General features: G+C 61.0%; 18 protein-coding genes and 6 pseudogenes. 6 read left to right on the top strand and 18 right to left on the bottom strand.

Features of this window, described 5'->3' with window-relative positions:
* Window positions 1–88 precede the first annotated feature (88 nt).
* Window positions 89–1,825 (bottom strand): tannase/feruloyl esterase family alpha/beta hydrolase, encoded by a 1,737-nt coding sequence (locus X738_RS66255; protein ID WP_023801028.1) that lies wholly within the window; start codon window positions 1,823–1,825, stop codon window positions 89–91.
* A gap of 139 nt (window positions 1,826–1,964) precedes the next feature.
* Between X738_RS66255 and X738_RS87315 the strand changes: the two are divergent.
* Window positions 1,965–2,201: pseudogene (locus X738_RS87315) on the top strand (leucine zipper domain-containing protein); the annotation flags it as partial.
* Window positions 2,202–3,003: pseudogene (locus X738_RS89750) on the top strand (hypothetical protein); the annotation flags it as partial.
* 904 nt (window positions 3,004–3,907) lie between these two features.
* Here X738_RS89750 and X738_RS66240 read toward each other — a convergent pair.
* The 5 genes and pseudogenes from X738_RS66240 to X738_RS83000 all read right to left on the bottom strand — a co-directional run bounded on the left by X738_RS66240 (window position 3,908) and on the right by X738_RS83000 (window position 7,882).
* Window positions 3,908–5,347, bottom strand: coding sequence for an IS1182 family transposase (locus X738_RS66240; RefSeq protein ID WP_023801025.1), 1,440 nt, complete (start codon window positions 5,345–5,347; stop codon window positions 3,908–3,910).
* 247 nt (window positions 5,348–5,594) lie between these two features.
* A pseudogene (locus tag X738_RS66235) lies at window positions 5,595–5,819 on the bottom strand (IS3 family transposase); the annotation flags it as partial.
* Between the two features lie 279 nt (window positions 5,820–6,098).
* Window positions 6,099–6,290, bottom strand: a complete 192-nt coding sequence (locus X738_RS87295) for a S4 domain-containing protein (RefSeq protein WP_245277738.1) — start codon at window positions 6,288–6,290, stop codon at window positions 6,099–6,101.
* Window positions 6,276–7,457 (bottom strand): annotated as a pseudogene (gene tyrS, locus X738_RS89135) (tyrosine--tRNA ligase); the annotation flags it as partial. The gene X738_RS87295 and the pseudogene tyrS, both read right to left, overlap by 15 nt.
* The gene (locus X738_RS83000) at window positions 7,385–7,882 is read right to left on the bottom strand and encodes a hypothetical protein (RefSeq protein WP_084833800.1); all 498 of its coding nucleotides are present in this window, start codon (window positions 7,880–7,882) and stop codon (window positions 7,385–7,387) included. The gene X738_RS83000 and the pseudogene tyrS, both read right to left, overlap by 73 nt.
* A 667-nt stretch (window positions 7,883–8,549) precedes the next feature.
* On the opposite strand from X738_RS83000, the gene X738_RS66220 reads away from it, so the two are divergent.
* The 4 genes and pseudogenes from X738_RS66220 (at window position 8,550) to X738_RS66205 (ending at window position 12,797) form a co-directional block, all read left to right on the top strand.
* On the top strand, window positions 8,550–8,816 hold the full coding sequence (locus tag X738_RS66220; RefSeq protein WP_023801018.1) for a type II toxin-antitoxin system prevent-host-death family antitoxin: 267 nt from the start codon (window positions 8,550–8,552) through the stop codon (window positions 8,814–8,816).
* A pseudogene (locus X738_RS66215) lies at window positions 8,813–9,234 on the top strand (type II toxin-antitoxin system VapC family toxin). The gene X738_RS66220 and the pseudogene X738_RS66215 overlap by 4 nt, the downstream one beginning before the upstream one ends.
* Window positions 9,235–10,276: 1,042 nt before the next feature.
* On the top strand, window positions 10,277–12,328 hold the full coding sequence (locus tag X738_RS66210; RefSeq protein ID WP_023801015.1) for a carbamoyltransferase family protein: 2,052 nt from the start codon (window positions 10,277–10,279) through the stop codon (window positions 12,326–12,328).
* Window positions 12,329–12,440: 112 nt separating this feature from the next.
* Window positions 12,441–12,797: a hypothetical protein gene (locus X738_RS66205; protein WP_023801014.1), complete on the top strand. Its 357-nt coding sequence runs from the start codon at window positions 12,441–12,443 to the stop codon at window positions 12,795–12,797.
* 137 nt (window positions 12,798–12,934) lie between these two features.
* Here X738_RS66205 and X738_RS81020 read toward each other — a convergent pair whose 3' ends face one another.
* The 12 genes and pseudogenes from X738_RS81020 to X738_RS66150 all read right to left on the bottom strand — a co-directional run bounded on the left by X738_RS81020 (window position 12,935) and on the right by X738_RS66150 (window position 25,659).
* Window positions 12,935–13,903 carry a glycosyltransferase family 10 domain-containing protein gene (locus tag X738_RS81020; RefSeq protein WP_023801013.1) on the bottom strand — a complete coding sequence of 323 codons (969 nt, stop codon included), beginning with the start codon at window positions 13,901–13,903 and terminating at the stop codon, window positions 12,935–12,937.
* A gap of 279 nt (window positions 13,904–14,182) precedes the next feature.
* On the bottom strand, window positions 14,183–14,500 hold the full coding sequence (locus X738_RS89745; protein ID WP_441295551.1) for a transposase: 318 nt from the start codon (window positions 14,498–14,500) through the stop codon (window positions 14,183–14,185).
* A gap of 792 nt (window positions 14,501–15,292) precedes the next feature.
* Window positions 15,293–16,042, bottom strand: a pseudogene (locus X738_RS81790) (transposase); the annotation flags it as partial.
* A gap of 268 nt (window positions 16,043–16,310) precedes the next feature.
* Window positions 16,311–18,620 carry a carbamoyltransferase HypF gene (gene hypF, locus X738_RS66185; protein ID WP_036270037.1) on the bottom strand — a complete coding sequence of 770 codons (2,310 nt, stop codon included), beginning with the start codon at window positions 18,618–18,620 and terminating at the stop codon, window positions 16,311–16,313.
* Window positions 18,621–18,646: 26 nt separating this feature from the next.
* Window positions 18,647–19,225 (bottom strand): response regulator, encoded by a 579-nt coding sequence (locus tag X738_RS89130; RefSeq protein ID WP_023801005.1) that lies wholly within the window; start codon window positions 19,223–19,225, stop codon window positions 18,647–18,649.
* The gene (locus X738_RS66175; RefSeq protein WP_023801004.1) at window positions 19,222–20,985 is read right to left on the bottom strand and encodes a hydrogenase maturation protein; all 1,764 of its coding nucleotides are present in this window, start codon (window positions 20,983–20,985) and stop codon (window positions 19,222–19,224) included. Before X738_RS66175 ends, X738_RS89130 begins: the two co-directional genes overlap by 4 nt.
* 2 nt (window positions 20,986–20,987) lie before the next feature.
* Window positions 20,988–22,037 (bottom strand): hydrogenase expression/formation protein HypE, encoded by a 1,050-nt coding sequence (gene hypE, locus X738_RS66170; RefSeq protein ID WP_023801003.1) that lies wholly within the window; start codon window positions 22,035–22,037, stop codon window positions 20,988–20,990.
* Window positions 22,037–23,182 (bottom strand): hydrogenase formation protein HypD, encoded by a 1,146-nt coding sequence (gene hypD, locus X738_RS66165; RefSeq protein ID WP_023801002.1) that lies wholly within the window; start codon window positions 23,180–23,182, stop codon window positions 22,037–22,039. Before hypD ends, hypE begins: the two co-directional genes overlap by 1 nt.
* The gene (locus X738_RS66160) at window positions 23,179–23,424 is read right to left on the bottom strand and encodes a HypC/HybG/HupF family hydrogenase formation chaperone (protein WP_023801001.1); all 246 of its coding nucleotides are present in this window, start codon (window positions 23,422–23,424) and stop codon (window positions 23,179–23,181) included. Before X738_RS66160 ends, hypD begins: the two co-directional genes overlap by 4 nt.
* Entirely contained in the window at window positions 23,424–24,302 is an 879-nt protein-coding gene (gene hypB / locus X738_RS0142445; protein WP_031255623.1) for a hydrogenase nickel incorporation protein HypB, read from the bottom strand. The genes X738_RS66160 and hypB overlap by 1 nt, the downstream gene beginning before the upstream one ends.
* Window positions 24,302–24,643 carry a hydrogenase maturation nickel metallochaperone HypA gene (hypA, locus tag X738_RS66155; protein WP_023800998.1) on the bottom strand — a complete coding sequence of 114 codons (342 nt, stop codon included), beginning with the start codon at window positions 24,641–24,643 and terminating at the stop codon, window positions 24,302–24,304. The genes hypB and hypA overlap by 1 nt, the downstream gene beginning before the upstream one ends.
* Entirely contained in the window at window positions 24,643–25,659 is a 1,017-nt protein-coding gene (locus tag X738_RS66150; RefSeq protein WP_156942626.1) for a hypothetical protein, read from the bottom strand. The genes hypA and X738_RS66150 overlap by 1 nt, the downstream gene beginning before the upstream one ends.
* Window positions 25,660–25,742: the final 83 nt, after the last annotated feature.

The following is a 25,742-nucleotide window of genomic DNA, read 5'->3' as shown; positions in this document are numbered from 1 at the left end:
CCGGGTTTAGCTTTTCCAACCGATCCTTGGTCCGGGAGACCTGTTCCGGGAATGCGCGCAGATTGAAGCGAACAAGTGACGAGGTCTCTTATCCCCGACACGAATAGCTCGCGATCTCATCGGGATTTCCCTTACCGTCATAGGCAGCTTGAGTGGGATAAGCGCAGATCGGCTGGTGCTTGCCAGGGAATGCCTTGCTGCCAGCCGCGAGAGAGTCCGGAGCCTTGTCTTGGTTTATCCAGCCCTCGATGGCGGCCAAAGGATCAAAGTCGTCGAAGGCTTGGCCATCGCCGCAGTGGGTCATCCCCGGGATTATGAACATGCGCACGAAACGGCGAGTCGCTTCCAAATCGCCGCCGCCTGTGACCTCGACGACTTGCTTGTACCAGCGCACCAGATCGTTGGCCGAGAAGACCGGATCGGAAAGTCCCTGAAACAAGAGCAGCTTTCCACCGTGGGCAGCGAAGCTGGCGAGATACGTGCCGGTCGCATCATTGAGCTTGGCCGTATCCGCAACGCGTGCCGGATCCTTGTCGAAGTCGAATTTCAGGGGGGCAAAATTCGGCGCCGGGGGCGTCATGAAGTAGTATTGAAGCGAGCGGGCTCCCAGAACGATGTTGTTTGCATCCGACTGGGAAGTGGGGGAATTGCCCAGCTTCCACATTCTCCAGTCCGCGCCCGCAACGCCCGTATCATATGGCCAATCGCTGTAAAGCTTTTCGCCATCGGAGCTTTCCGGACCCGCGAACGCGCGGCTGATGGCCTGCACTTGACCAGCCGTGAGGCAGCTGTCCGTCTTATCGCCTTGGCAGGACAGGACCTTTGGGTCGAACCGGCACTGCTGCCAGGCGTTGATGACGCCATCCTCAATGCCATCGCGGGCATCACAGGCAGCGAGAACCGCGTTGGCGACGAGGTTCAGATCCTGCTGGGAGAAGGCGCGGGATAGAATGGGATGGCCGGCCTCATCCTTGGGAGCGATGCTCATGTACTCGCGAGTATCCCAGGCTTGGGCAATGTTGGCNATGGGATGGCCGGCCTCATCCTTGGGAGCGATGCTCATGTACTCGCGAGTATCCCAGGCTTGGGCAATGTTGGCCGCACTGAGACGAAAACCCGGGCTACCTGCAACAATCCCGTCGAACTCGAGCGGATATCGCTGAGCCGCTATCAACGCCTCACGACCGCCATTCGAGCATCCCATGAACACCGACTTTTTCGGAGCCGCCCCATAGAACTTGGCCACCACCTGCTTCGAGACCGAAGTGACTTTGCCAATGGAGGCGTACGCAAAATCGATGCGTGCGGCTTGATCGACCCCGAAAGCCGGATCGGGGCTTGGGTGCCCGCCATCCATGCTTACAACAGCGTAGCCGCGCAAGAGCCCGGGAGCCGCGGTCGAGTTCCGGCAAGGAATGGTCCCGACGGCCGGCGCCAGGAAGCCATCAACTGCGCCGCCGCCCTGGAAAAGGAACATGTCGTTCCAGGTCGTCGGAAGACGCACCTCAAACCGGGTGCCATATGATTGACCATCGACCCCCTGGCGTTTCCCGATAACACCTCGGACAAGGCAGTGCCCGCCCACTTTTACCGCCTGAGGCGAGGCGCCGGTGAATGCAGTGAAGGGATCTGCGGGGATNTCCTGCGGCTTTTGAAGGCTAGCCTCGGTAAAGATCACGCTTGGAATTGTGAGCTTGGCGATGGACCGGCACGCCTGATCCGACGCGTTTGCCGCCAGTGCAGGCGCACATACACATATGATCGCCAAAATCAGTGCCAGGGTGCACCCGCGGTCCCGCAGCTTGAGCCCGTTAGCCAAGAACATACCCATCCTCCCTGGATGCCCCGATAGCCCGAAAGCTGATCGCATTGGTAGCTAGTTGTGAGCTTTCAGAAGGTTATCCATCCGGTCCGAACCGGGAAAGCTGAGGTTGTCGAAGCTTCAGTGATTCCAGGGGGAGCGGATGAACATCCATAAGAATACCCGTCTGACGCCGCTCGGTCGAGAGCGAATTGTAATGCAGGTCGAGAGCGGACAGACGCCTGAGGCCGTCGCCAAAGCCGCAGGCGTCTGCCCGCGGACGGTTCGCAAATGGCTCGACCGGTATCGCGCCGAGGAAATGCCATTGCGGGATCGCTCATCTCGCCCTCATCGGCTGCGCCGGCCGACGCCTCAGGCGGTTAATGAGACGATCGAGCGGCGCGGTACCCGTGATCTGCGGGATTGGCTTTTCGATCAGGCTGAAGATGCCAGATCGAACGAGGACCTTGCTCAGCGTTTTGTCGCGCGGTGGAGGGAGACTTTGACTATCTTGCCAGCCGTGTCGACAATCGAGCGCTTGTGCGCGGACGCCCTGGTCGACGCCGAGCGCCGGATCGAAACGCGGATTGCGGAAAAGCTGGATGCTGGTGCGCGCGAGCGGTTGGATGGGCTTCTGACCGAAATGTTGGCCGGTAACATCAGCCGCTTCATCTTGCTTCGCAAGTTCGAGCTCGGCAACAATTCCGCGGCGGCGAACCGGCTGCTTGACCGACTGGAGTTCCTGCGCGGTGGGTCTTGATCCGCAAGTGCTCGCCGGCATCCCGCAACACCGCATCGCTCGCCTGCGTCGGCAGGGTGAGCGCTACNTGGATGCTGGTGCGCGCGAGCGGTTGGATGGGCTTCTGACCGAAATGTTGGCCGGTAACATCAGCCGCTTCATCTGGCTTCGCAAGTTCGAGGTCGGCAACAATTCCGCGGCGGCGAACCGGCTGCTTGACCGACTGGAGTTCCTGCGCGGCCTGGATCTTGATCCGCAAGTGCTCGCCGGCATCCCGCAACACCGCATCGCTCGCCTGCGTCGGCAGGGTGAGCGCTACTTCACCGATGGCTTGCGCGATATCAGCTCGGATCGACGCTGGGCGATCCTTGCCGTTTGCGCCGTGGAATGGGAGGCGGCGGTCGCCGATGCCGTGGTCGAGACCCATGACCGGATCGTAGGGAAGACCTGGCGAGAGACTAAGGAGGAAACGGGCTTGACGCTGCAGAGGCTCTATTCGGCCGACATATGCGAGCAATTCTATGAAGCCGACCGCGACGCCATTAGCCTCCTGCCGGTTTTCGTGGGCTTCGCGGGGTCGACAGAGACGGTGCGACTGAATGCCGAACACAACGAATTTCAGTGGGTCCCCTTCGATCAAGCGGTAACATGGTTCCGTTTGCCGGGCAGCGGAACGTGCTCAGGCACGTCCAGAAAGAGTTCGTCGAGCAAGAGCCAAATCGCTGGCTGTTAATTCATCCGCCACGCTAGGCAGCCGGGACGACGCGAGCGGCCGAGTCCCACCCCTCCGGGCCGTCAGGGAAGGTGGAAAATCGACCCAAAGCGTCCTCCAAGCGGCGAATCTCGAAGTAAATTTTTCCGCCTTGCTGGAACCCTGCACCTTCATAGAAGCGCAGAGTGGACTCCCTCCGAGATCCAGTCGCCAACAGAACCTTGTAGCAATCGGCGTTCCATGCTTTGTCGAGCGCGGCATGAAGGACGGCGCGGCCCAGCCCAGTAGCCCAGTCCGGCGATGGTTGGCATCTGTCACTACGTTTTCGATTACCCCGTAAAGACGGGCTCCCCGGGACAAGTTGGGAACGATCGCGAGTGTGCAGGACGACACGAGCAGCCCTGCCATATCGACCACGAAGACAGTGATCCGATTCGTATGATTGGAAAGTGGATAGTGACAGACCCTCAGCCTTCAAACCAACAACACACGAGCATGGGCGGGTAACCGCTGCATGTCGGTTGTCCACCCTACTGAGACAGATGGGAACCGGACAGCTCGCGACCGAGGTCGTGTGAAAACGCGATTACAGACTGCGTATGACGGCCGCTGTTTTGAGTGCGGCAGCGATGAGGCTGCTGGCAGGCGGGCGTGATCAGGCGGCAATGGCCTTCATCAGCGGGGCGACGCCGAAGATGTTGATCATGCGCTTCATGTTATAGGCGAGCACCTGCAAGCTCATCTCGGTTTTGACCTTTTCGAGGGTCCTGGTCAGGAAATGGGCACTGCCCATCCACGCCTTGAGCGTTCCGAACGGGTGCTCGACCGTCTGCCGGCGGATGGTCATGGCGTCCGGCATGCGATCGAGCCTGGCCTGCATCTTGTCGAGGACGCCTTCGTGTTCCCAGCGCTTCAAGCGCTTGTGCTTGTCGGGCGTGCATCTGGGTTTGAGCGCGCAGGACGAACAGGCCGTGAGATTGCGATAGTGATCGATATTGTCCCGGCGGTCCGAACGCACCTTTCCTCTGGTCAGGTGCTTGCCGGCCGGACAGGTGTAGCGGTCATTCTCGGCGTCGTAGATGAAGTCGGCCACGGTGAAGAGGCCGCGCTTGGCGTTGCCGGATGTCTGTGTCTTGGGAATGCAGGGCAAAACGCCGCTGCCCTCGCAGGCCAGCACCTCGTCGCCGTTGTAATAGCCACGGTCGGCCAGCACCGTGATCTCTTCGCATCCGGTAGCATCCCGCGCCTTTTGCCCCATCGAGGTCAGCTGCGCCCTGTCGCTGCCAATATTGGTGACCTCGTGCGCGACGATCAGATGGTGCTCGGCATCGACGGCCATCTGGACATTGTAACCGACGGTGCCGGTGCCCTTGCCGCTGGTCGCCATCGACCGGGCGTCGGGATCGGTCAGGGAGACCTGTTTGTCAGGCGCGGCCTCGACCTGCTTGCCCATCTCCTTGAGGGACTGCATCTGCCGCCGCAGGCCCTCGATCTTCTCCTTGAGGCGCACCGTCTTGGCCTCGGCGACATCATCGTCCTGCCGGTCCGCACGGTCGAGCGCCGCCAGATAGCGCGCGATGCTGGCCTCGACCTGCTCGATGCGCTTGGCGACCTTGGTCACCGTGAAGTTCTTGTCGCGGGTGTTGACGGCTTTGAACTTGCTCCCGTCGATGGCCACGACAGCCCGGGTGAACAGACTGAGCTGGCGACACAGCACGACGAACTGGGCGCAGGCCGCGCGGATCGCCGGCCCATTGTCGCGGCGGAAGTCGGCGATCGTCTTGAAGTCCGGCATCAATCGGCCGGTCAGCCACATCAGCTCGATGTTGCGCTGGGTCTCCCGCTCGAGCCGGCGGCTCGACTGGATGCGGTTGAGATAGCCGTAGAGATAGATCTTCAGCAGCGTCGCGGGATGATAGGCAGGCCGCCCGGTCGCTTCCGGCACGACCCCGGCAAAACCCACAGCGACGAGGTCGAGTTCGTCGATGAAGACTTCGATGACCCGGACCGGATTGTCCTGCGTCACGTAATCGTCCAGGCACTCGGGGAGCAGTGTCGCTTGCCGGCGATCCTCGCCCTCGACAAACCGCTTCATCCCGAATCCCCTCGCTGATCGGGAATCACTTTACCAAATCAACGCGTTTCCACACAGGCTGGACCCTTTTCGGACCTTGGTTGAGAAAGCTCTACCGGAAGCAAGATGTTCGTTCGTAACAAAATGGACCGATCTCTGCTCTGTGGCGTGTGCGTTCAAGCCGCTCGGGGCGATACCCGCAGAAACCAGCGAGCTTACCATCGAACACCTGCTAAGCTCATTAGCAATGAAGCAACGAAGGTGGAGGCTAGGTGTTTAGTCCCGGCATTTGATGGGTGGGATCGAGTCGGAACCGTTCGGGCTCTTTTGCACAGATTTTGCAGATGAACTCGTAGGGTGTGAGGCCCTTGAGGGTCTTAAGCCGGCGCGCGAAATTGTAAGCTAAGATGAAGTCGGCGAGATGCCGGCGCAGTTGATCGTGATCGTCATAGTGGAAGCGCTTGACGGTGGCGTCCTTGATGGTCCGATTCATCAGCGCAGGTCGACAAGGAAAATGCGGTCGCCGCCAATGCCGATCACATCAAAGGAAACGGCCCGCCCATTGCCGCATGGAAGCGTGACAATGCTCACTGCTCGACCTCCTACATGTTAATGATATAGTAGCCAAGCACCCACCTGGCCAGTTTGCTGCCTTTGCCCGGCTCTAACTACCCCCTGAGGAATGTCTCTCGACATTCCTCAAGAACTCGACGCGAATGTCTGCAATATCCGCTAAGCGGGCAGAATTTCTGCGACAGCATTTGCTGAAACCCTACTTTACAACAGTGTGGCGCTTCCGGCCGAGCGAAAGCCGGATCGGGAGGTCTTGGGACGATATCATCGTACCAACCTCGACGACGTTGCCGTTGATCCGCACACCTCGTCCCGAGATCGCCCTTCGCGCTTCCCCTTTGGAGGAGGTCAATCCGGCGNCAACCTCGACGACGTTGCCGTTGATCCGCACACCTCGTCCCGAGATCGCCCTTCGCGCTTCCCCTTTGGAGGAGGTCAATCCGGCGCGTACCAGCAAATCCACAAGGGCTACTCCGGCCAAGCCCTCGGCGTCATTTAGATGAAGCGTCGGTAGCCCCTCTGCGGCTTCGCCCTGCCCAAATGCTTGGCTAGCCGTGGCCTCCGCCTGTTTGGCGGCGTTAGTTCCGTGTGCCAGGGCCGTAGCTTCGTTGGCGAGACGTTCTTTGACGACGTTTAGCTCGGTTCCTTCAGCCTGTCCAAATCGCTCGATCTCGTCCATCGGCAGATCGGTGAAAAGCTTCAGGAACCGAACGACATCAGCGTCTTCCGTNGTTTAGCTCGGTTCCTTCAGCCGTCCAAATCGCTCGATCTCGTCCATCGGCAGATCGGTGAAAAGCTTCAGGAACCGAACGACATCAGCGTCTTCCGTGTTACGCCAGAATTGCCAGTAATCGTATGGCGAAAGGCGATCTTCGTTGAGCCACACAGCTCCGGCAGCCGTCTTACCCATCTTGACACCTGAAGAAGTCGTCAGAAGCGGCGTAGTCACTCCGAAGACTTCCTTTCCATCCGTCCGCCGTATCAAGTCGATGCCATTGNAATCGTATGGCGAAAGGCGATCTTCGTTGAGCCACACAGCTCCGGCAGCCGTCTTACCCATCTTGACACCTGAAGGAGTCGTCAGAAGCGGCGTAGTCACTCCGAAGACTTCCTTTCCATCCGTCCGCCGTATCAAGTCGATGCCATTGATGATGTTCCCCCACTGGTCGGCTCCACCCATCTGCAAACGGCAACCGGTCCGGCGGGATAGCTCAAGGAAGTCGAACGCTTGGAGGATCATGTAGTTGAATTCTAAGAAGCTCAGATTCTCCTGCTTTTCCAGCCGCGACTTCACACTGTCGAAAGAGAGCATCCGATTGACGGAGAAATGCCTGCCGACGTCTCTCAGCATGTCGATCCAACGAATGCTGTCCAGCCAGTCGGCATTGTTCACCATCACGGCATCCGTCGGGCCGTCTCCGAAGACAAGGAGACGGTCAAAGACCTTTCTGATCCCTTCAATGTTGGCGGCGATCCGCTCGTCCGTCAGCATCGGCCGCGCCTCCGAACGGAAGCTGGGATCGCCGATGCGGGGGGTCCCACCCCCAATGAGAACGATGGGTTTATGGCCAGTCTGCTGNCCATCACGGCATCCGTCGGGCCGTCTCCGAAGACAAGGAGACGGTCAAACACCTTTCTGATCCCTTCAATGTTGGCGGCGATCCGCTCGTCCGTCAGCATCGGCCGCGCCTCCGAACGGAAGCTGGGATCGCCGATGCGGGTGGTCCCACCCCCAATGAGAACGATGGGTTTATGGCCAGTCTGCTGAAGATGACGAAGCGCCATGATCAGAAGAAGATGGCCGACATGAAGACTGTCAGCCGTCGCATCAAAACCAGCGTAAGCGGGTACGACGCCTGCTTCAAAGGCGGCATCGACACCCGGCAGGTCGGTCCCTTGATTTACATAGCCGCGCTCAATGAGCGTCTTCAAAGCCGCCGAACATGGTTCGGAATGACCGGTTGATAAATCGGGAAGTGCCATAGGGAATCCTCCTGGTATTGCCGCCAGGGGGTCCTCTCAATGAACAAAGCCGCNCAGCGTAAGCGGGTACGATGCCTGCTTCAAAGGCGGCATCGACACCCGGCAGGTCGGTCCCTTGATTTACATAGCCGCGCTCAATGAGCGCCTTCAAAGCCGCCGAACGTGGTTCGGAATGACCGGTTGATAAATCGGGAAGTGCCATACAGGGAATCCTCCTGGTATTGCCGCCAGGGGGTCCTCTCAATGAACAAAGCCGCCTGACGGCGGCTTGTTTCAAGGTCATGATCGAAACGCGCCGCTCCTTATGGAAGCGTCGCATAATAGATTGCAGCGATGAGCGCGGACTTGATCATGTGCCGATGCATAAAGGACTTTATCCGCACCTGCAAGCAATCTGAAATGGCTACTTCGGGGAGCTGCCGAGCCTTTGTCGCGACGATTTTGCAACTGACTTTTGCACCGTCGCAGAACTCAACTTTTGCGACAACATCTCACCAAGGCGTCCGGGCTCTAGAAAAAAGTCCCCCCTCCCCTGTTGCGGTCACTATGGCATTTTTATACAGTCACCGCAGTCACCGCAGTCACCGCAGTCACCGCAGTCACCGCGGTCACCGCAGTCACCGTAGTCACCGTAGTCACCGTAGTCACAATGGTCACGGAGGCCAGAATGCAGTCTGCTCCAAAAGAGGATGCCGACTGGACCGTCGCTCGGGCCAAGGCGCGGCTGTCGGAAGTCATCGAGCGTGCGCAGGCGGCGCCGCAAACGATCACGCGCAACGGTAGGCCAAGCGTCGTTGTCGTCTCCGCCGAGGAATGGCAACGCAAGACGGTGCGCAAGGCTACGGTTGCGGAGTTTCTGCTGGAGTCGCCGCTACGCGGCGCGGAACTCGACCTTGAGCGTCAACGCGATGAACCGCGTGATCTGCCGCTGTGAGGCTACTGCTGGACACGAATGTCCTGTCCGAGGTGACAAGGCCGGCGCCGGACGCACGCGTTCTGGAATGGCTGGACAGGCTCGACGAGGATCGCTCGTTCATCAGCGTGGTGTCGATCGCCGAAATCCGGCGCGGCATTGCTCTCATGGACGAGGGTCGGAAGCGTGAGGCGCTGGCCGAATGGCTTGCCCGAGACCTGCCTCAGCGTTTCGAGCAGAGAGTCCTCCCCGTCGACGAGCCGGTTGCTCTGGCCTGGGGCGACTGATGGGTTTTGCGAAGCGCCGCGGCCGCGGGCTGACGTCAATGGACGGATTGATCGCAGCCACAGCGATTGCCCAGGAGCTCACTCTCGCAACGCGTAATATGAAGGATTTCGAAGGCTTCGGCATAGAGCTCTTCGATCCGTGGACTGCGTGAATCGCCCAGCACATCATCCCGAATGCTCGAAGCGACTTTCGGAAAAAACGTGTGGGTTTGCTCTCATACCCTTTGCTGAAAAAGTTTTGATAGAGCGCATGGAATGCCACGCGCTTCAAATCGGAGTTGCCATCCGGGAAGCCCGAAGCCCTTTCAAGCGCATGTCCGGCAGCTATTCATATCGTGGATGACTTTGATCGAAACAAACGATTTCATAACTCTTCGGAAATCTTGCATGGACAAAAGCACGTCACGCACCGATCACCCATCCAAAGGAGAAAATATTCCATGCGCCCTGACGTGCAGTGGAGGTCGTGCCGAGAAGTGAGTTGCAACTGGCCGACCATGTCGGCGGTTCGACGCTAGTCGTCCTCCAATGTTCCTGAGCTGCGAAGTCTTGCCGGCGAGCCAGCTGCCCAGCGCGTTTCTGCGTGTGGCGGGCTTATTGCCGCAGGAAGATCCGGTCGGCTCGTCTGGGCAGCGGATTGGAGACCCGGCCGGCAGCGCTACCATACAACATCCGCGCTTTACATCTACGGCGTATTGCCGTGCTTCCAGTCGGTGCCATGTTTGGCCGACGCATGACGCGATGCGGCCTCCTGCACAAGCGAAGGCGTTATCGGATGTGCGACCGGGAAGCAAGCGGACAGTGCAGCACGTGTCACTCGCCTGTGCGACGGTCTTTCGGGGAATGAAATCGGGCCAGTTCACGGCGCGGTACTATTATTCGTCAACAGCCGCCCTTCGCAAGGTACTGGCACCCCGCGTCACAAGTTCGTGCTGCAGATGAAAACGGCATCGCCGGCATGCAAGTCAGCAGCCGCTCAAAATTCGATGATCCAGCCAAGCTCTCGGCGTCATGAAACGGCAGGCGCCACGATCGAGCATCTCATGTTGATTTAGGCGGACCCTTATGAGGCGTTCTTTGATGCCGGTGATGCCTGACAGGCGGTTGCAGCTGCAAGCGACAACGCGGCCTATTTAGTTGGAAACGGTCTGAGGCAGGCCAATTTGGCTTGCCCGTCACTATATGGAGAAAGAAATGCTGTGTCTAGGAATTAGCGGCGGACTTGACCAAGTCCATGAAAACCGATTCGAGCTTCGGAACGCCTTTATGCACGATGGCGCCGCGGTGCTCGTCCGAGACGGACGGGTGATAGCAGCCGTCGAAGAGGAACGCCTCAATCGGATGAAACACTCCAACAAGCTCCCAACTCGTTCGATTCAATACTGTCTGTCAGCGGCGGGGGTTCAGCTCAACGAGATTGATCGTATCGCGCTCTACGCCAGCGAGCCCTATGCCAACGCCATGCTTGAAGGTATGTCCGCATCCCACCCGGACATTCTCTCCATTCCGTTGGGTGCTAAAACGTTGGTGCAGGATCTGTTAACGCGTGAGTTCGGCACTAAGTTGGACAGTTCGCGTATTTCATTCGTAAGTCATCATCAGGCGCACGCCGTGAGCGCCTTTGCAATGTCGGGCTTCGAACAAAGTCTCATTCTAGCGATTGATGGCTCTGGTGATTTCCTATCTGGCCTCTTGGCGGTAGGGTCTGGCACAGAAATTACGCAACTCGAGGCTTTCCCCGAGAACAATTCTCTTGGGCTGTTTTATCTCGAGACGATCCGCTATCTCGGCTACGGCTTGTTCGACGAGTATAAGGTAATGGGACTCGCGCCCTACGGCGACCCCGCTCCCTATCGCGAGCTCTTCGAGCAGTTCTACGAGCTCTCCGCCAACGGCGGTGGCTACCGTGTTCACCTCGACCGCATCGGTCCGGCGTTGCTCCGCAACATCGAGGTCAGGCGAAAGGGAATGCCTTTCACCCAGCAGCATCGAGATGTGAGTGCGTCACTGCAGGAAGCGCTTGAGCGGATCGTGTTCCACATTCTCCGGCATCACCGTGAGGCCACCGGCATGAAGCGGTTGTGCCTGGCGGGGGGGGTAGCCCACAACTGCACGATGAACGGTAAGCTGCTGTATTCAGGGCTTTTCGAAGACATCTTCGTGCAACCCGCGTCTCACGACGCTGGCTGCGCATTGGGAGCTGCGCTGATAGTCTCTAACGAGATGGGCCGCCCCGCGCCGTGTGAGCGACTGCAGGAGGTCTATTGGGGTCCTGATCTCGGGAGCGAGCGCGCCGTGCAACAGGAACTGAATGCATGGGCCGGACATCTCGAGGTTGAACGCTCTGATGACGTGGCAAGCAGTGCAGCCGACTGGATCGCCAACGGCGCCGTGATCGGCTGGGTGCAGGGGCGTTCGGAGTTTGGGCCACGTGCGCTGGGCAACCGCAGCATTCTTGCCGACCCTCGGCCCGCCGCAAACAAGGACCGGATCAATGCGATGGTCAAGAAGCGCGAAGGCTATCGGCCCTTCGCGCCATCTGTGCTGGAGGAGAATGCGAGCGAATTTTTCGACCTCCCGGACGGTAGGCACGAATTTCCATTCATGAATTTCGTCGTTCGGGTGCGTGACTCAAAGCGCGCCTTGCTCGGTGCCATCACGCACGTCGACGGTACCGCTCGCCTGCAAACAGTATCGCGCAACGCCAATCCCGCGTACTGGGAGGTCATCAATGCGTTCAAGAAGCGCACAGGCACTCCAATTCTGCTCAATACGTCCTTTAACAACAATGCCGAACCGATCGTGGATTCGGTTGCAGACGCGATTGCTACCTTTCTGACGACAGAGCTGGATGGACTTGTAGTCGGGCCCTTCCTGGTAAAAAAGCGGGCTGCAACGCTGCAGGATTGGACTGCGCTTGCGGTTTCGTTGCCGCCCTATGTGTCCCTCCATCAAACCCGCGCTTACAAAGCGCCAGATCGTCGGGAGACTCACTGCGAGATCAGCACGACCCACTTCAGCAGTGACAGTGTGCGAATTTCGCACGACTTGTTTAATCTGCTGATGCGGATTGAGGGCGAAGCCACGTTGGGAGATCTCCTCAATACAATTGCGCCGGATCAGGCTAAGCGTGACGCTGTGATGGAGGGCCTGCGACGACTGTGGGAGCAGCGCCTCGTTCGGTTGCATCCCTCACAAGCTGCTCGCATGGATCAAGACTGCGATCAAACGCTGGACCAGCAATAGCACTTCCGCCGGCCTATTTTTGTGGAGTTCAATTGTGGTTCGGCCAAGGGCGCTTTGGGCGCCGGACCGGCCCCGTGTAAACCTCATTAAAGAGAGAGAGAGAGACCCTGCCATGGAAGAATTCTTATCGCGCATCGCCACTGGTGCCGGCATCGGCCCGGCTCTCGCAGAGAAGGCCGTTGGGTTAATGCTGGGTTTCCTGCAACGCCACACGGCCGACGGTCCCGTTGCGCGCATGCTCGAGGCCATTCCCGGAGCTTCGGAATTAGTGGCGAAGTATCATGGCGACGACCCAGAGGGCGGAGGCGGCCTCATGGGGCTCGGCCAGCAATTGATGAGTGAGGGTCTCAGCATGGCAAAGATCGCCGGCCTCGCCAACGAGACGATCGCCTTCGCCAAGGAACATGCCGGCGACGAACTCGTGGACGAGGTCCTCAATTCCGTTCCTGGCCTTCCCCAGTTCGTCTGATCAGCGGCAGCCGGGGGCGCATGACCTGGTGCGACCCTGCCGGCCCGTCTGCGCAGTAGGCATTCTCCGCCGAGCGATCCGTTCCGATCTCGCCAGACCACCAACCGCCGGGCACGCGAAGCGAGCGTTGGAGTACTTCATTCGTCTATTCCAAAATCGACCTCAGGCGAATCGATGTGTATAATTTCTGGCGGTAAGGGTTTATCCTGAACGCTTTCGATGAAGCCCGCGAGATAAGCAAACGTATTGTATTTCTCAAGAACCAACCGCTTCGCCTCTTGTATTGCGCCGCGACGCTCCTTCCAGAGGTCCGAGTTGATGACTTCTTGAATTTTTTGGATTACGTTCTTGTCCTCTGGGTCAATCAGAACCATTGAGTCCGAAGGGAAGAACCTCGTGATTGCCGGGCTGCCGTAATAGATCGGCATTGTTTCAGCAACGAAGCAGTCCATAAGCTTCTCTGTAAAATAGTAATCAGCACGAGTATTCTCGAAAGCTATACTGTAACGGTAAGGTGCGAGTGCGTTCCATTTATCTCCAATCAGCCGAAAACCTCGGCCGAACAGGTCAAAATCGAGCTCCTCTCTCAGCCGTTCCAGAAACGCCAGCCGATATCGATGCCCTTTAAGCAGGGCGATGTTACTGGTAATCCATGAGAGCCGAAGCGGCTTGTCCACGACTTCGCTGACCAGAAGTTGGTCATATGTCTTGTTTACAGACCAAGACCGAGTGATAGGTGGAGCCAAAACGAATCGGCGCCCTGCATTCTGCCGAGCAGCCAGCTCTGCGTCAGACGTCAGGACGATAGTATTTTTCCCCTGCCCTTCATGAAATGCGCGATGAGCTTTCGTCGGCGGTTCGCCGATTGCAAAAATTGTCCTGTTTGGGCTCGCCTCGATATCAACAGGGAGCCCAAAAAGAGAAGCAGAGTTAAAGACGATATGCCAATCGGGCGCGAAGGATGTCGCGCGTACAAAAGCGACATTGTTCCAGATTCCACTGCCCTTTGGAGTGAGATGGTGGATTGCATCATCCAAAACGCCCCAAGAATCCAGACATCTAGCAACAATGGGCGCCGGACGTTCGGTCAACAGTTTGGCCGACAAAGCAGTTCCACCCCATTCACTTCCGTTGGACCGGGAGCAACTTCTGCATCGGGCGCAAGACCTCTCTGCGCCTGAAATTGCTCGCGATCCTGATCGATATCAAACAGACGATTCTGTGCGACTTCGCGCCATTCGACAACTCATCTCTAAGACCGCGGGAATCCCTTCACTCGTGAAGGTACTCAATCGCCATTCCGGATTGCGGTAACATTGGGCAGCATAAACCTTCCGGGACCCGCTGTCGAGGCAATGTCGCTTTGCACTTAACCAGGTTCTTCCTCACTTTGTGTGGTGATCAGGCCGGTTGAGTGGCAGCATGCGTGCCCTAAGGAGTTCGGAGCCCGCTCTGCCGTACATCGCAGGCTTGATCGTCTTCAGGCGGTTAATCTGCCCTTCCGCCTGGCCGTTGCTCCACGGTAATTCAATGGCATTGCGAACGGCGTCAACGTCACTGCGTAGGACCCGAGCGAAACGCGTGATGGCGATGAGCCCGGAGTTGACGGCATCGTCGATCCAAGTGTCGAGCTTGTCCAATTCACGGGCCCCGCAAAATGCCGCGGAAGCGCATGGCAAGCCTGCGCATCGTGGCAAACTCATGTGATCCCTGCTTCAGGACGTCGACCTTTCTCGCCTGGTTGATCGTCAGCATACCCCGGGGCTTCATGCAGAGGGCCGCGGCGACTACCGGCGAGATCACATGGCCGGTCGCCGGATCCTGGATGGGGACAGCATCGCGGGCTGGTTGATGGCGTATGATCGAAGCAGGCTACGCACTGTCCTTGCCCGTCCTCTCGGCGCGGCGCCAGATTGCGAGAAGCCGCTCCAGATTCGAGAAACTGCCGTGTAGCCGCGCTGTTTGATATCGTGGAACAGGTGTCGTCCGCAGCGATTGCCGTCTCTCCAGGACTGGCTAAGAAACGCCTCGAAATATAAGGGTGACGTCGGCTTCAACACGGCCCTGCGTCGGTCGGGTGGCGTGTCGAAAGTCAGCCATTTGGCGATGCTGCGCCGGCCGTAGCCGGTACGACGGGCGATCTCGGAACAGGACAGCCCTTCCTTGCGCAAGGCGTGAACCATTTCGAACACCGTCTGCCGCGATTGTCGATGAGCGTGGCGCACCCGGCGCCGATGCGTTGCGTCAANCGTGAACCATTTCGAACACCGTCTGCCGCGATTGTCGATGAGCGTGGCGCACCCGGCGCCGATGCGTTGCGTCAACGTGCGGATCATCCTGAATCAGATCGACTTGCGCGCTCCCGATACCCTTATCGGGCAGCAATGCACGCCCCGTGGCGCGGCCCGAAAGGCTCATCTGCTCCTCGATTGCGACCCGCAGATTCTGCATGAGATGGAACCGATCAGCCACCTGGCGCGCTTGCGGTGCNTAGGCAGCAATGCACGCCCCGTGGCGCGGCCCGAAAGGCTCATCTGCTCCTCGATTGCGACCCGCAGATTCTGCATGAGATGGAACCGATCAGCCACCTGGCGCGCTTGCGGTGCACCCTCGCGAAACAGCTTGCGCATAGAGCCCGCATCGGTCTCGGCTCACGATCTCGACGGAAGGGTGCCGCTCTAGCCATTGCGACGCACTCGCCACGCTTCTGTCATCCAGGATGTCGACAACCGAATGCGATCATCGTGCCGTAGCGCCATGATCGCCGCCAGCTCCAGTCATCGATGCCAACGACCCGAATGGTGGAGTTGCTGTGAGCGACCGCGGCATCTCGCTTCAGCTGCCGCAGGATAGTGTCGTCGCAGACCGGCATGCCGAGCCGTCGCATCAAGCGCTCGCCGGGACGGCCGCCGGTGCTATGGCCGAGCAGACCGACAATCTCCGCGACCCTCCAAGGGGAAGCAATCGTCGGCAGACGGTCGGTGAATGTTTGTCGTTCACATTTCTGATGTGCGCACCGCCAGCGGCTCAACCGAGGCTTCACCGTCACGGTCTTGCCCTGGACCGGCAGATCCTGAAGGCTGCGGTTGGACCAGCCATGCCGACTTCGGGTCCGTCGTCCGCAATCTGGGCAAAATGCCGAACGCCGGTCCGGCAGCGGAAACAAGCCAACTGTCATCATCAGTGAGCGCGACGCCCCGTATTTTAGCCCTTGGGCCGGGGGGCCATTTTGTTTTCGTTCGCATGCCCGCACATAGCGGCATCCCTCGCCAACGGCGAATGAACCACACAAAGTGAGGCAGAGCCCCATTAAGTGCCAAGCGACACGATCCTTGGCTGCGTACCCGTCCTCGACGATTCCCTCGGAGCATCATTCCTGGCTAGTCCTTTTACCCGGCGATACGCGATCAGCCACTCACGGCCCGGACGAAATGCGCAAAGCTGGCCGCCGCACGTCACAATGCGCAGCGCCTTATTTGGACGATGCTGATATTTTTTCTTCAACGATTGGTCTCAATGCGAAAGGGCTAGGCCGATCGTTGCCTGGCCGAGCGCCAGACCGCCGTCGTTTGCGGGAACGCTTACGTGCGCCAGCCCCTCCAATCCTGCGACTGTGAGCTCGGCAAGTACGCCTTTGAGCAGCAGCCGATTCTGGAAAGCGCCACCGGACAGTGCGACCGTGCCGACGCCGTTTTCGTTAGTGAGTCCGATGGCTTTCCGCGAGATGATCTCTATCAGCGTCCTGTGGAAGCGCGCAGCAATCAGCCCGGTTTCGACGCCCAAAGCCTGATCACGAAGAAGCGCTTCCCACAGACCTTTCCAGGAGATAACCGGTCCCTTCCGCGAGGTTGCTGGCCAAGCCTCGGCCGCATCCATGAACGGGCTGGCGAGCGCCTCCATCTCCATGCCGGCTTGCCCCTCGTAGTTCTGGCGCTCCAAACAGATGCCGAGGACTGCCGCGCAGGCATCGAAAAGCCGCCCCGCCGAGGAGGCAAGCGGAGCATTGACGCCCCTCTCGATCATCCGGTCCAGCACCCGAAGCGGCTTTTCGGCCAAGGCGGGGACGAAGGGCCGATCGGCGGGAAGCTTGGCCAGGAAATCCGGACCGAAAGCCGCCCGCAGATGCGCGTAGGCATTGCGCCACGGCTCGAGGCTGGCCTTGTCGCCGCCGGGCATGGCGACCGGCTCGAAGTATGCCAGCCTCCGGAACCCTCGATAGCCGCCGAGCAGGAACTCGCCGCCCCAGATCGTGCCGTCATCGCCGTATCCGAGACCGTCGAGGATAATGCCCAGCACCGGCGGTGCGTCGATTGCGCGGCCGTGCTGGGCAAGGCACGAGGCGAGATGCGCGTGATGGTGCTGGACCTGCACAAACCGCGCCGCGGTCTCACGGGCAAGCTCCATGGCAAGCTGGGTCGAACGGTAGCCCGGATTCCGGTCGGCCACAATGAGGTCCGGCTTCGTGTCGAACAGGCTTCGATACAGCCCCAACGCCTGCCTCCACGCGTTCTGGTTCTTCAGCTCGTCGAGGTCGCCGAGATGCTGCGACAGCAGCGCGTTGCCGTCGCCCGCCAAGCAGAACGCGGCCTTTAGGTCGCCGCCCGCAGCCAGCACCCTGACCGGGCCATCGAAGCCCGCCGGCAGCACCAGCGGCTCCGGCGCGAAGCCGCGCGCGCGCCGCAACACCGAAATGCCGTGCCCGTCGAATCGCACCACGCTGTCGTCGAGCCGGTTGACAATCTCGCGGTCGTGCATCAGCCAGAAGTCGGCGATCCCGGCAAGCTCCTGCCGCGCCTCGTCATTGTCCGTGCATTGCGGCTCGCCCGAGCGATTGCCGGAGGTCATCACCACCGGACCGTCCAGCGCCCGCAGCAAGAGATGATGCAACGGCGTGTAGGGCAGCATGAAACCGAGCCGCTCGTGCTGCGGCGCCACGCCCGCCGCAACGCCGCAGCTGTCACGGCGCTTCACCAGCACGATCGGCGCCGCTCGGGCGGCAAGCGCCACGCGCTCCTCGCCCGACAGCTCGGCGAATTCGGCAAGCTGCTCCAAGTCGCGCGCCATCAGCGCGAACGGCTTGCCGTCGCGCTTCTTGCGGGCGCGCAGCTGCGCCACCGCCGCTTCGTCCGTCGCGTCGCAGGCGAGGTGGAACCCGCCGATGCCCTTGATCGCGACGATCCGCCCTTCCCCGATCAGCGCCGCCGCCTCGCGGATCACCGCCTGCGGGCCGCCGCCGACCACGACGTGGTCTGGACCTTCCAACCAGACGCGCGGGCCGCAGGCCGGGCAGGCGATTGGCTGGGCGTGATAGCGGCGGTCGGCCGGATTTTCATACTCGGCCCGGCATTCCTCGCAGGTCGAAAATCGTGCCATAGCGGTCGAGCGGCGGTCATAGGGGATAGCCTTGACGATTGACAGCCGCGGCCCGCAATGCGTGCAATTGGCGAACGGGTAGAAATAGCGCCGGTCCTTGGCGTCGAGCACTTCCGCAAGACATTCCAGGCAGCAGGCGGCGTCGGGCACGATGCCGGTCTTCACCCGCCCGCCCGCACTCGCCGCTATGGCGAAGCCGCCCGCCGGCCGCGGCCCCTCAAGCGTCGCCGTCTCGATCCCGTCGATCCGCGCCAACGGCGGGCATTGCGCCTTTAGCCTGTCCGCGAAGGTCTCGAACTCGGCATCGCTGCACCACAGCGCGATCTCCACGCCTGCAGCATCGTTGCGGACGTGACCCGACAGCCCCATAGCGGTCGCGATGCGCCACACGGTCGGCCGGAAGCCGACGCCTTGCACCAGCCCCCTCACCCGGACCAGGCGTCCCTCCATTGCGGGCTCGGCGAGCGGCGGGCCCATTAGTGCACCGTGCACACTATGCACGGGTCCAACGACCGCACGATGTGCTGGACTGCAACCGGCTCGGTCTCTCCGAGCCGCACCGGCGCACCTTCGAGCGCCAGCTCCAGCGGGCCGCGATTGCCGGCCCAGTCGCGTGGCGAAAAGTTTTGCAATGCGTAGAGCAGGTCGATGTGCGCGTGGTGGCGGCGACGAACCGCGATCTCGAGGAAGAGCTGCACCCCGTTGTTCAGCGTGAGCGTGAGGTTTTCCGGATGACAGAGCTTGGTGATGTACTGGTAGATGCCGGCCTCGTTGATGCCGTCGATGGTGTCATGCGCGTCGGTGTAGCCCGAGATGATCATGCGCACGATGTCCGGCCAGCGGGTGCGCGCCTGCTTCAGGAACTCGGTGCGGCAGGTGCCGGCTATGCGCTGGTCACACAGGATGATCTGGATCCATTCCATCTCCAGGATCGAGCTGGTGGCCTTGGTGTCGCTGGCGACGTGGACATCGAAATCCTCGCTCAGGACGCGCCGTAGCGCCTCCAGCGAGCGGATTTCGTCGTCGACGATCAATATGCCCGGCAGGTCGCTCACGATGCCTTTTTCCTTCCCTCCCGGCCGGCCTGCCAGGCGACGTCGCGGTGGCGGGCGATCGTCACTGGGGTGCGCGACTTCGGCACCTTGTGCACGAAATTATGCCGCGCGACGTGGTAGCTTGGGTCGAAGCCGTAGAAATTGCGGCGCATCCGAGAAAGCTCCTCCTCGCGATAGGCGCAAAGCGGCTTGGCCGCCTCGTCGGCTGCGCGCCGGGCTTGTTTTTCGGCGAGCAACCCCGGAAACTCTTCGCTCCCGGCCAGCGCGGCAGCCGACGCCCTCACTTGCGCCGTGAACAGCTCGCTTGCCCCCGCGAACACCCGGTTGGCCAGATTCAGATTCAGCGCCTCCTTCGCGCCCATCGGCAGGCGCGCCGCCGCGATCCGGCGGGCATTCTCACTCCCGCAGCAGCTCGGCAGGAGATAGGTCCAGAACTCCGAGCCGTAGAGATTGCCCATGTCCTTGTAATGCGGGTTGAGGATGACGCTCGAGCGCATCCAGAGCTGGTCGGTGCTGCGGGCGAGAAACACGCCGCCCGCTGCCGCATTTCCGGCAAGCGCTGCTACGGTGATGTGGCTTGTCGTGCGGATGATCGCATCGGCGAGGTCGTCGATGGCATTGATGTTGACCCAGGAATCGTCGGCCGCGCTGTCGGCCGCCTCGATCCGGTTGAGGTCGAGCCCGTTGGACCAGAACTGCGGCCCTCCGCACAGCACGATCGCCCTGGTCGGACGCTCCGTCGCTTTTGTATAAGCGTCCAAAAGTCTTCGACAGGCGTCCTTTCCCATTGCACCGTTATAGAAGGGGAAGTGCAGATAGCCGACCGCAGCTTCTTCTTCGTAGATGATGTCCTGATAACCGCCCGGTGAATTGAGCGGGATCTCCGGCAGGCCTGCAACTTCCTTCGCGAACACCATGGTCGCCGGCAGCTTGAACGGGTGTGGCGAATTGGGACGCCGGACATGGCCGATCCACAACGCGCCGTCGACGGTGACGATGGCGATCGCCGGCCCGCTTCTGGCGACGACCACTCCCGGCTCGGGGAGCGATATCTTGCCCCGTTCACCCCGCGCGACAGGCAAGTCACCCCCTGGTTCACGTGTGTCTCGCGCGTCGAAAAGGAAGACCGTTTCGCCGAAAAGTTCGTCCCGCACGCCGGGCGCGCCGTCGGCTGCTGCGATATTCTTCAGCACCGTTTCGGTCGTGTCGGCAGCCCAATCGATCCGCCGGTCCGCCTGTTTGATCGCGTCCCGCCACCGGCCCAGCGGCGCTACAGATTGTTCTTCCAGGGCAATCGGCTTTTCGCCCTGCTCGAACCGCGCGATCGCTTCGAGCACCGCCGTCACCGCCGCGTCGGTCACCTCGTTGCTGTAGAGGCTCGATTTCGTCGCCTTTCGCATCGCGAAGGTGGCGCTCGCCCAGACCGGCCCCGCATCCATTTCGGCCGCCGCTTCCAGCACCGTGACACCCCACTGCGTCGCCCCGTCCATCATCCCCCAGTCCAGCGCGGAGGGGCCGCGGTCGCCGACGATGCCTGGGTGAACGATCATACAGCATCGGTTTTCATAGACTTCTTTCGGGATTGCCCGCTTCAGAAAGGGGGCAATAACGAGGTCCGGCCGAAACAAATCTACCGCCTCCATGGTCCGCTCGTCGTTGACGTCCATCTCGACCGAGACCTCGTGTGCGTGCTCGCCAAGCGCCACGAAAATCCTCTGACTCAAGGCATTGAAGGCGGTGACGAGAAGCAGAATGCGCATCTTCAGCAGATCCTCGGGAGCTGTTCCCCGGCGATCCAGTCGACCACGCGCATACCGCCAAGTCTCGTTTTCATCCGCACCAGCGCATGCTGGTCTGTGACGACTTCGCCAATGATTGCGGCATCCCGGCCCTTGGGATGAGCGCGTATCTCGGCGAGCAAAGTCTCCGCGTCTTGCGCCACGCAGATGGCGATCAGCTTGCCTTCGTTGGCAACATTCAGCGGGTCGAGGCCGAGCAGTTCGCACGCCGCCGCGACCTCCGGCTTCACCGGAACCGCCGCTTCCCGGATTACCATTCCGACCTTGGACTGCTGCGCGATTTCGTTCAGCGTCGCCGACAGTCCGCCGCGCGTGGGGTCACGCAACACCCGGATACCAGGAACGGAGCCAAGCATCGCCGCCACCAGATCGTGCAGAGCTTGGCTGTCGGAAATAATTTCCGTTTCAAAATCAAGGTGTTCGCGCTTCGACAGGATTGCGACTCCGTGGTCGCCCATGGTGCCGGAGACAAGGATTGCATCGCCCGGCCGGGCATTGCTTCCGGAGATGTCTGTGCCGTCCGCCAGCACGCCAACAGCGGTCGCGGAGATGAAAACGCCGTCGCCTTTGCCCTTCTCCACCACCTTGGTGTCGCCCGTAACCACGGGTACGCCTGCTTCCCGGGCGGCAAAAGCCATTGAAACAACTATTCTTTCCAGGTCGGCCAACGGAAAACCTTCCTCCAGGATGAAGGACGCGGACAACCAGAGCGGCCGCGCGCCCATCATGGCGACGTCGTTGATCGTGCCGTGGACCGCCAGTGCGCCGATATCCCCGCCCGGAAAGAACAGAGGCGAGATGACATGCGCGTCCGTTGCCATCACCAGGCGTCCGCAGACGGTGCCGAGCAGGGCCGCGTCGTTAGCCTGGGCCAGGAACTCGTTGGCCAGATGTCTTTGAAAAATATCCCGAATCAGCTCGGCCATCGCGCGGCCGCCCGCGCCATGCGTCATGTCCACCGCGCCGCGGACCGACGAGGTGGTGACGGCTAGCCTGGGATCGTTCGCGCTCATTATTCCGCCGCCTCCAACGGCTTCGGCTCGCGGAAACGGCCATAGGTCCAGTAGGCCGCGCAGGCGCCTTCGGAGGAGACCATGCATGAGCCAATCGGGTTCTGCGGCGTGCACACGGTGCCGAACAGCTTGCAGTCGGTCGGCTTCTTCACCCCGCGCAGGATCGACGGGCATTCGCAGGACTTCACCTGGGGCGAAGCCTTGACCGACAGCTCGAAACGCTTCTCGGCGTCGAAATCGGCATAAGCGTCGCGGATGCGCAGGGCGCTGTAGGGCACGGTGCCGAGGCCGCGCCAGTCAAAGGTCTTGCGCAGCTCGAAGACCTCGCTCACCAGTGCCTGCGCCTTGAGGTTGCCCTCCTCGGTCACGACGCGGGTATATTCGTTCTCGACCTCGTGCCGGTCTTCATTGACCTGCCGGATCAGCATCAGGATGGACTGCATGACGTCCAGCGGTTCGAAGCCGGCGATGACAACCGGCTTCTGGAATTCCTCGGCAAAGAATTCATATGGCTGCGAGCCGATCACGGAGGAGACGTGCGAAGGTCCCAGAAACCCGTCAATCTTGACGATGCCCAGTTCCCGCACTTCCGGCGATTCAAGAATGTGAGAGATCGCGGCCGGCGTGAGCACATGGTTGCAGAACACGCTGAAATTCTTGAACCCCTCGGCTTGCGCCGTCTTGATCGCAACGGCCGTCGGCGGCGTCGTGGTTTCGAAACCGATGGCGAAGAAGACGACTTGCCGCTCGGGGTTTTCACGCGCGATCTTCAGGGCATCGAGCGTTGAATAGACCATGCGGACATCCGCTCCGTCCGCCTTGGCGCGGATCAGGCTGCGTTGCTTGGTGCCCGGCACGCGCATCATGTCGCCATAGGTGCAAAGGATGACCCCGTGCCGCTCGGCGAGCTCCACCGCATCGTCGAGGCGAGAGATGGGAAGCACGCAAACGGGGCATCCGGGTCCGTGCACGAAATGTACGTTCTGCGGCATCAGGTCCTGCACGCCGTGACGAAAAATCGCATGCGTGTGCCCACCGCAGAACTCCATGAAATGGTAGCTCTTTTCCGGATCAGCCTCGATCGCGATGGCGCGGACGATGGTCTTCGCAAGCTCCTGGTCGCGATATTCGTCGACATATTTCACGCCGAGATCTCCTCCAGCCCCTCCTCCAGCACGCCCGCTTCGGCCATCAGCTGCAGCGTGCGCTCGGCCTCCTCGGGGCTCACCTTGTGGAGCGCATAACCGACATGGACGAGCACGAAATCGTCAAGCGAAACGTCTGCCACCAAAGCCAATGAGATGCGCTTCGTGACCCTGTCGAACGCGACCACGGCCATGTCGTCATCGAGCAGTTCAACGACGCGGGCGGGAATGGCCAGGCACATCAGGCTGCTCCGAGCTCGGCCGCCCGCCGATGGCCGACTAGCGCCATGGCGCGGACCGCGCCGATCCAGGCCGTCCAGTCCGACATCCCCTCGCCCGTGCGCGCGGAAACCCTCAGCACCTTGATCCGCGGGTTCACCTTTCGGGCGTTGGCGATGCAGGCCTCCACGTCGAAGTCGAGATGCGGCAACAGGTCAGTCTTGTTGAGGATCATGAGATCGGCGGCGGCGAACATGTCATGATATTTCAATGGCTTGTCCTCGCCCTCGGTGACTGAGAGCACCACCACCTTGTGTGCCTCGCCTAGGTCGAAGCCCGCCGGACAGACGAGGTTTCCCACGTTTTCGACGAGGAGCAGGCCTCCTTCGGCAAGGTCGAGGTGATCTGCGGCATGGCCGACCATATGCGCGTCGAGGTGGCAGCCCTTGCCGGTGTTGACCTGGATCGCGGGCGCGCCGGTGGCGCGGATGCGGTCGGCATCATTGGAAGTCTGCTGGTCGCCCTCGATCACGGCGATCGGCAACTTGCCCCTCAGTGCCTCGATCGTGCGGCAAAGCAGCGTCGTTTTGCCAGAGCCGGGGCTAGAGACGAGGTTGAGCGCAAGCACGCCGCGCTCGGCGAACATTTTTCTGTTCGCATCGGCATACTCGTTGTTCTTGGAAAGGATATCCTTTTCCAGCTTGACCATCCGCGCCTGGCTCATGCCCGGCGCATGGGTGCCATCGGGGCCCGAGCCACAATCGTGCACATGATCGTGATGATGGGGGCCGTGATCATGATCGTGGTGGTGATCATGATCGTGGCCGTGATGATGGTGATGGCCATGCGCTTTGCCCTCGATCCGGACGGCGCCCTCGCCGCATCCGCAAATAGTGCACATCAGCTCACCTCCAATTCCCTGATCTTCATTTCTTGGCCGCCGGTCACCTGCAGCTGATGGCTTCCGCAGTCGGGGCATGGATCAAAGCGTGCCGCGATCGGCACGCTCTGGCCGCAAGGCATGCACCAGGCCCTGCCTTCCGTCTCGACGATTTCCAGCCTTGCGTCTTGCGCCAGAGAGCCACGCATGACGACATCGAAGCCGAACTTCAGCGCCTCGACCTCGACAGCGGATAGCCGCCCGATTTCCATGCAGACGCGGCCCACCTTCCGAAAATCCTGTCTCGCGGCCTCTTCCTCGATGATGCCACGGATGCTCTCGCATATCGCCATCTCGTGCATCAGCGGAGCCTGATATCGTAGCCGACGCAGGGGTCGATGGCCCGGACCAGGAGATCGGCCTGGACCGCCAGATCTTCACGTCTGGATGCAGCGAGCGCCTTAAGCGAGCTCGCGGCAATGCCGCTCTCGGCGAAATGAATGCTGGTCGGAGCCGTGATGGCGTAGTCGGCGATACGGTCGTCGTTCAAAACAATCCGATGTTCCAGCCGGCCGCGTGCTGCCTCGGCGAAGGCAGTAGCAGAGCGGCCCCCGTTCTCGTCGCGAAAGACTTCGCGCGTAGGCACTTCGGACCCCTCCGCGACATCCCGCAGGGCCGCGAGCCCTCCGGCGATCTGCGCCGGCAGCGTCGATGCCTCGACCACGCCGGCAGCCAGCCGCGCGGCCAGGCCGGCTTCACCGTTTTCGGAAAGGAAAGCGCGAACGAGCGGCGCACCAGCCTGCCTGGCGAGGCAGCTCGTGTCGGCCGACGTTTCCTTCGGCAAATGCTCGTTTCCCCCGTTTGTCGTTTCGGGGTGGCCTATCATGGCCCAGCCCCTTGCCAAGACCGGGGCGATGAGACGGGCCGCAATCGTGCTGCGCTCCATAGCCCACTGCGCGAAGGCATCGCGATCCATCTCGCCAAGCGGCTTTTCGCCTTCGTAGACCACGGACTGCGTTAGATGGCTCGCTTCGGCGGCCGTTTCGGCAGCGTCCGCGCCCGGAATCCCCACGCACACGCCGGGAACGAACGCATTCCCGCCTGGAAAAAGCGCCTGCTTGAGGCGCTGCGGCAGGCGCATAGCCCGGCGCAGGGTTTTACCGTCCGCAGGCTCGTCCGCGAGACTGGCAGTATCCAAGCCAATGCGCAGCAGGTGCTCGCGCAGCGTTTCGGTAAGCACAAGAAGCCGCCGCGCTTGCTTCGTGCGCCGGTCCGTCCCGATCTCCAGGGCCGCCTCGGCTGCCTCAACGCTCGCCGCCGACTGCGCAATACCACAGACACTGAACAGCGAACCGATCGCCGAGATGACCTCCGTCACCGGCCGGGCTCGCACGATCGGGCCAAGCGCAACCGGGCGCGGCGGCATGACGATGGCTTCCATAACGCGACCGCCATCGCAGA

The sequence above is a fragment of the Mesorhizobium sp. L48C026A00 genome, assembly GCF_000502375.1.
In the GTDB taxonomy this organism is placed as follows: domain Bacteria; phylum Pseudomonadota; class Alphaproteobacteria; order Rhizobiales; family Rhizobiaceae; genus Mesorhizobium; species Mesorhizobium muleiense.
This window is presented reverse-complemented; position numbering and strand designations above follow the sequence as displayed.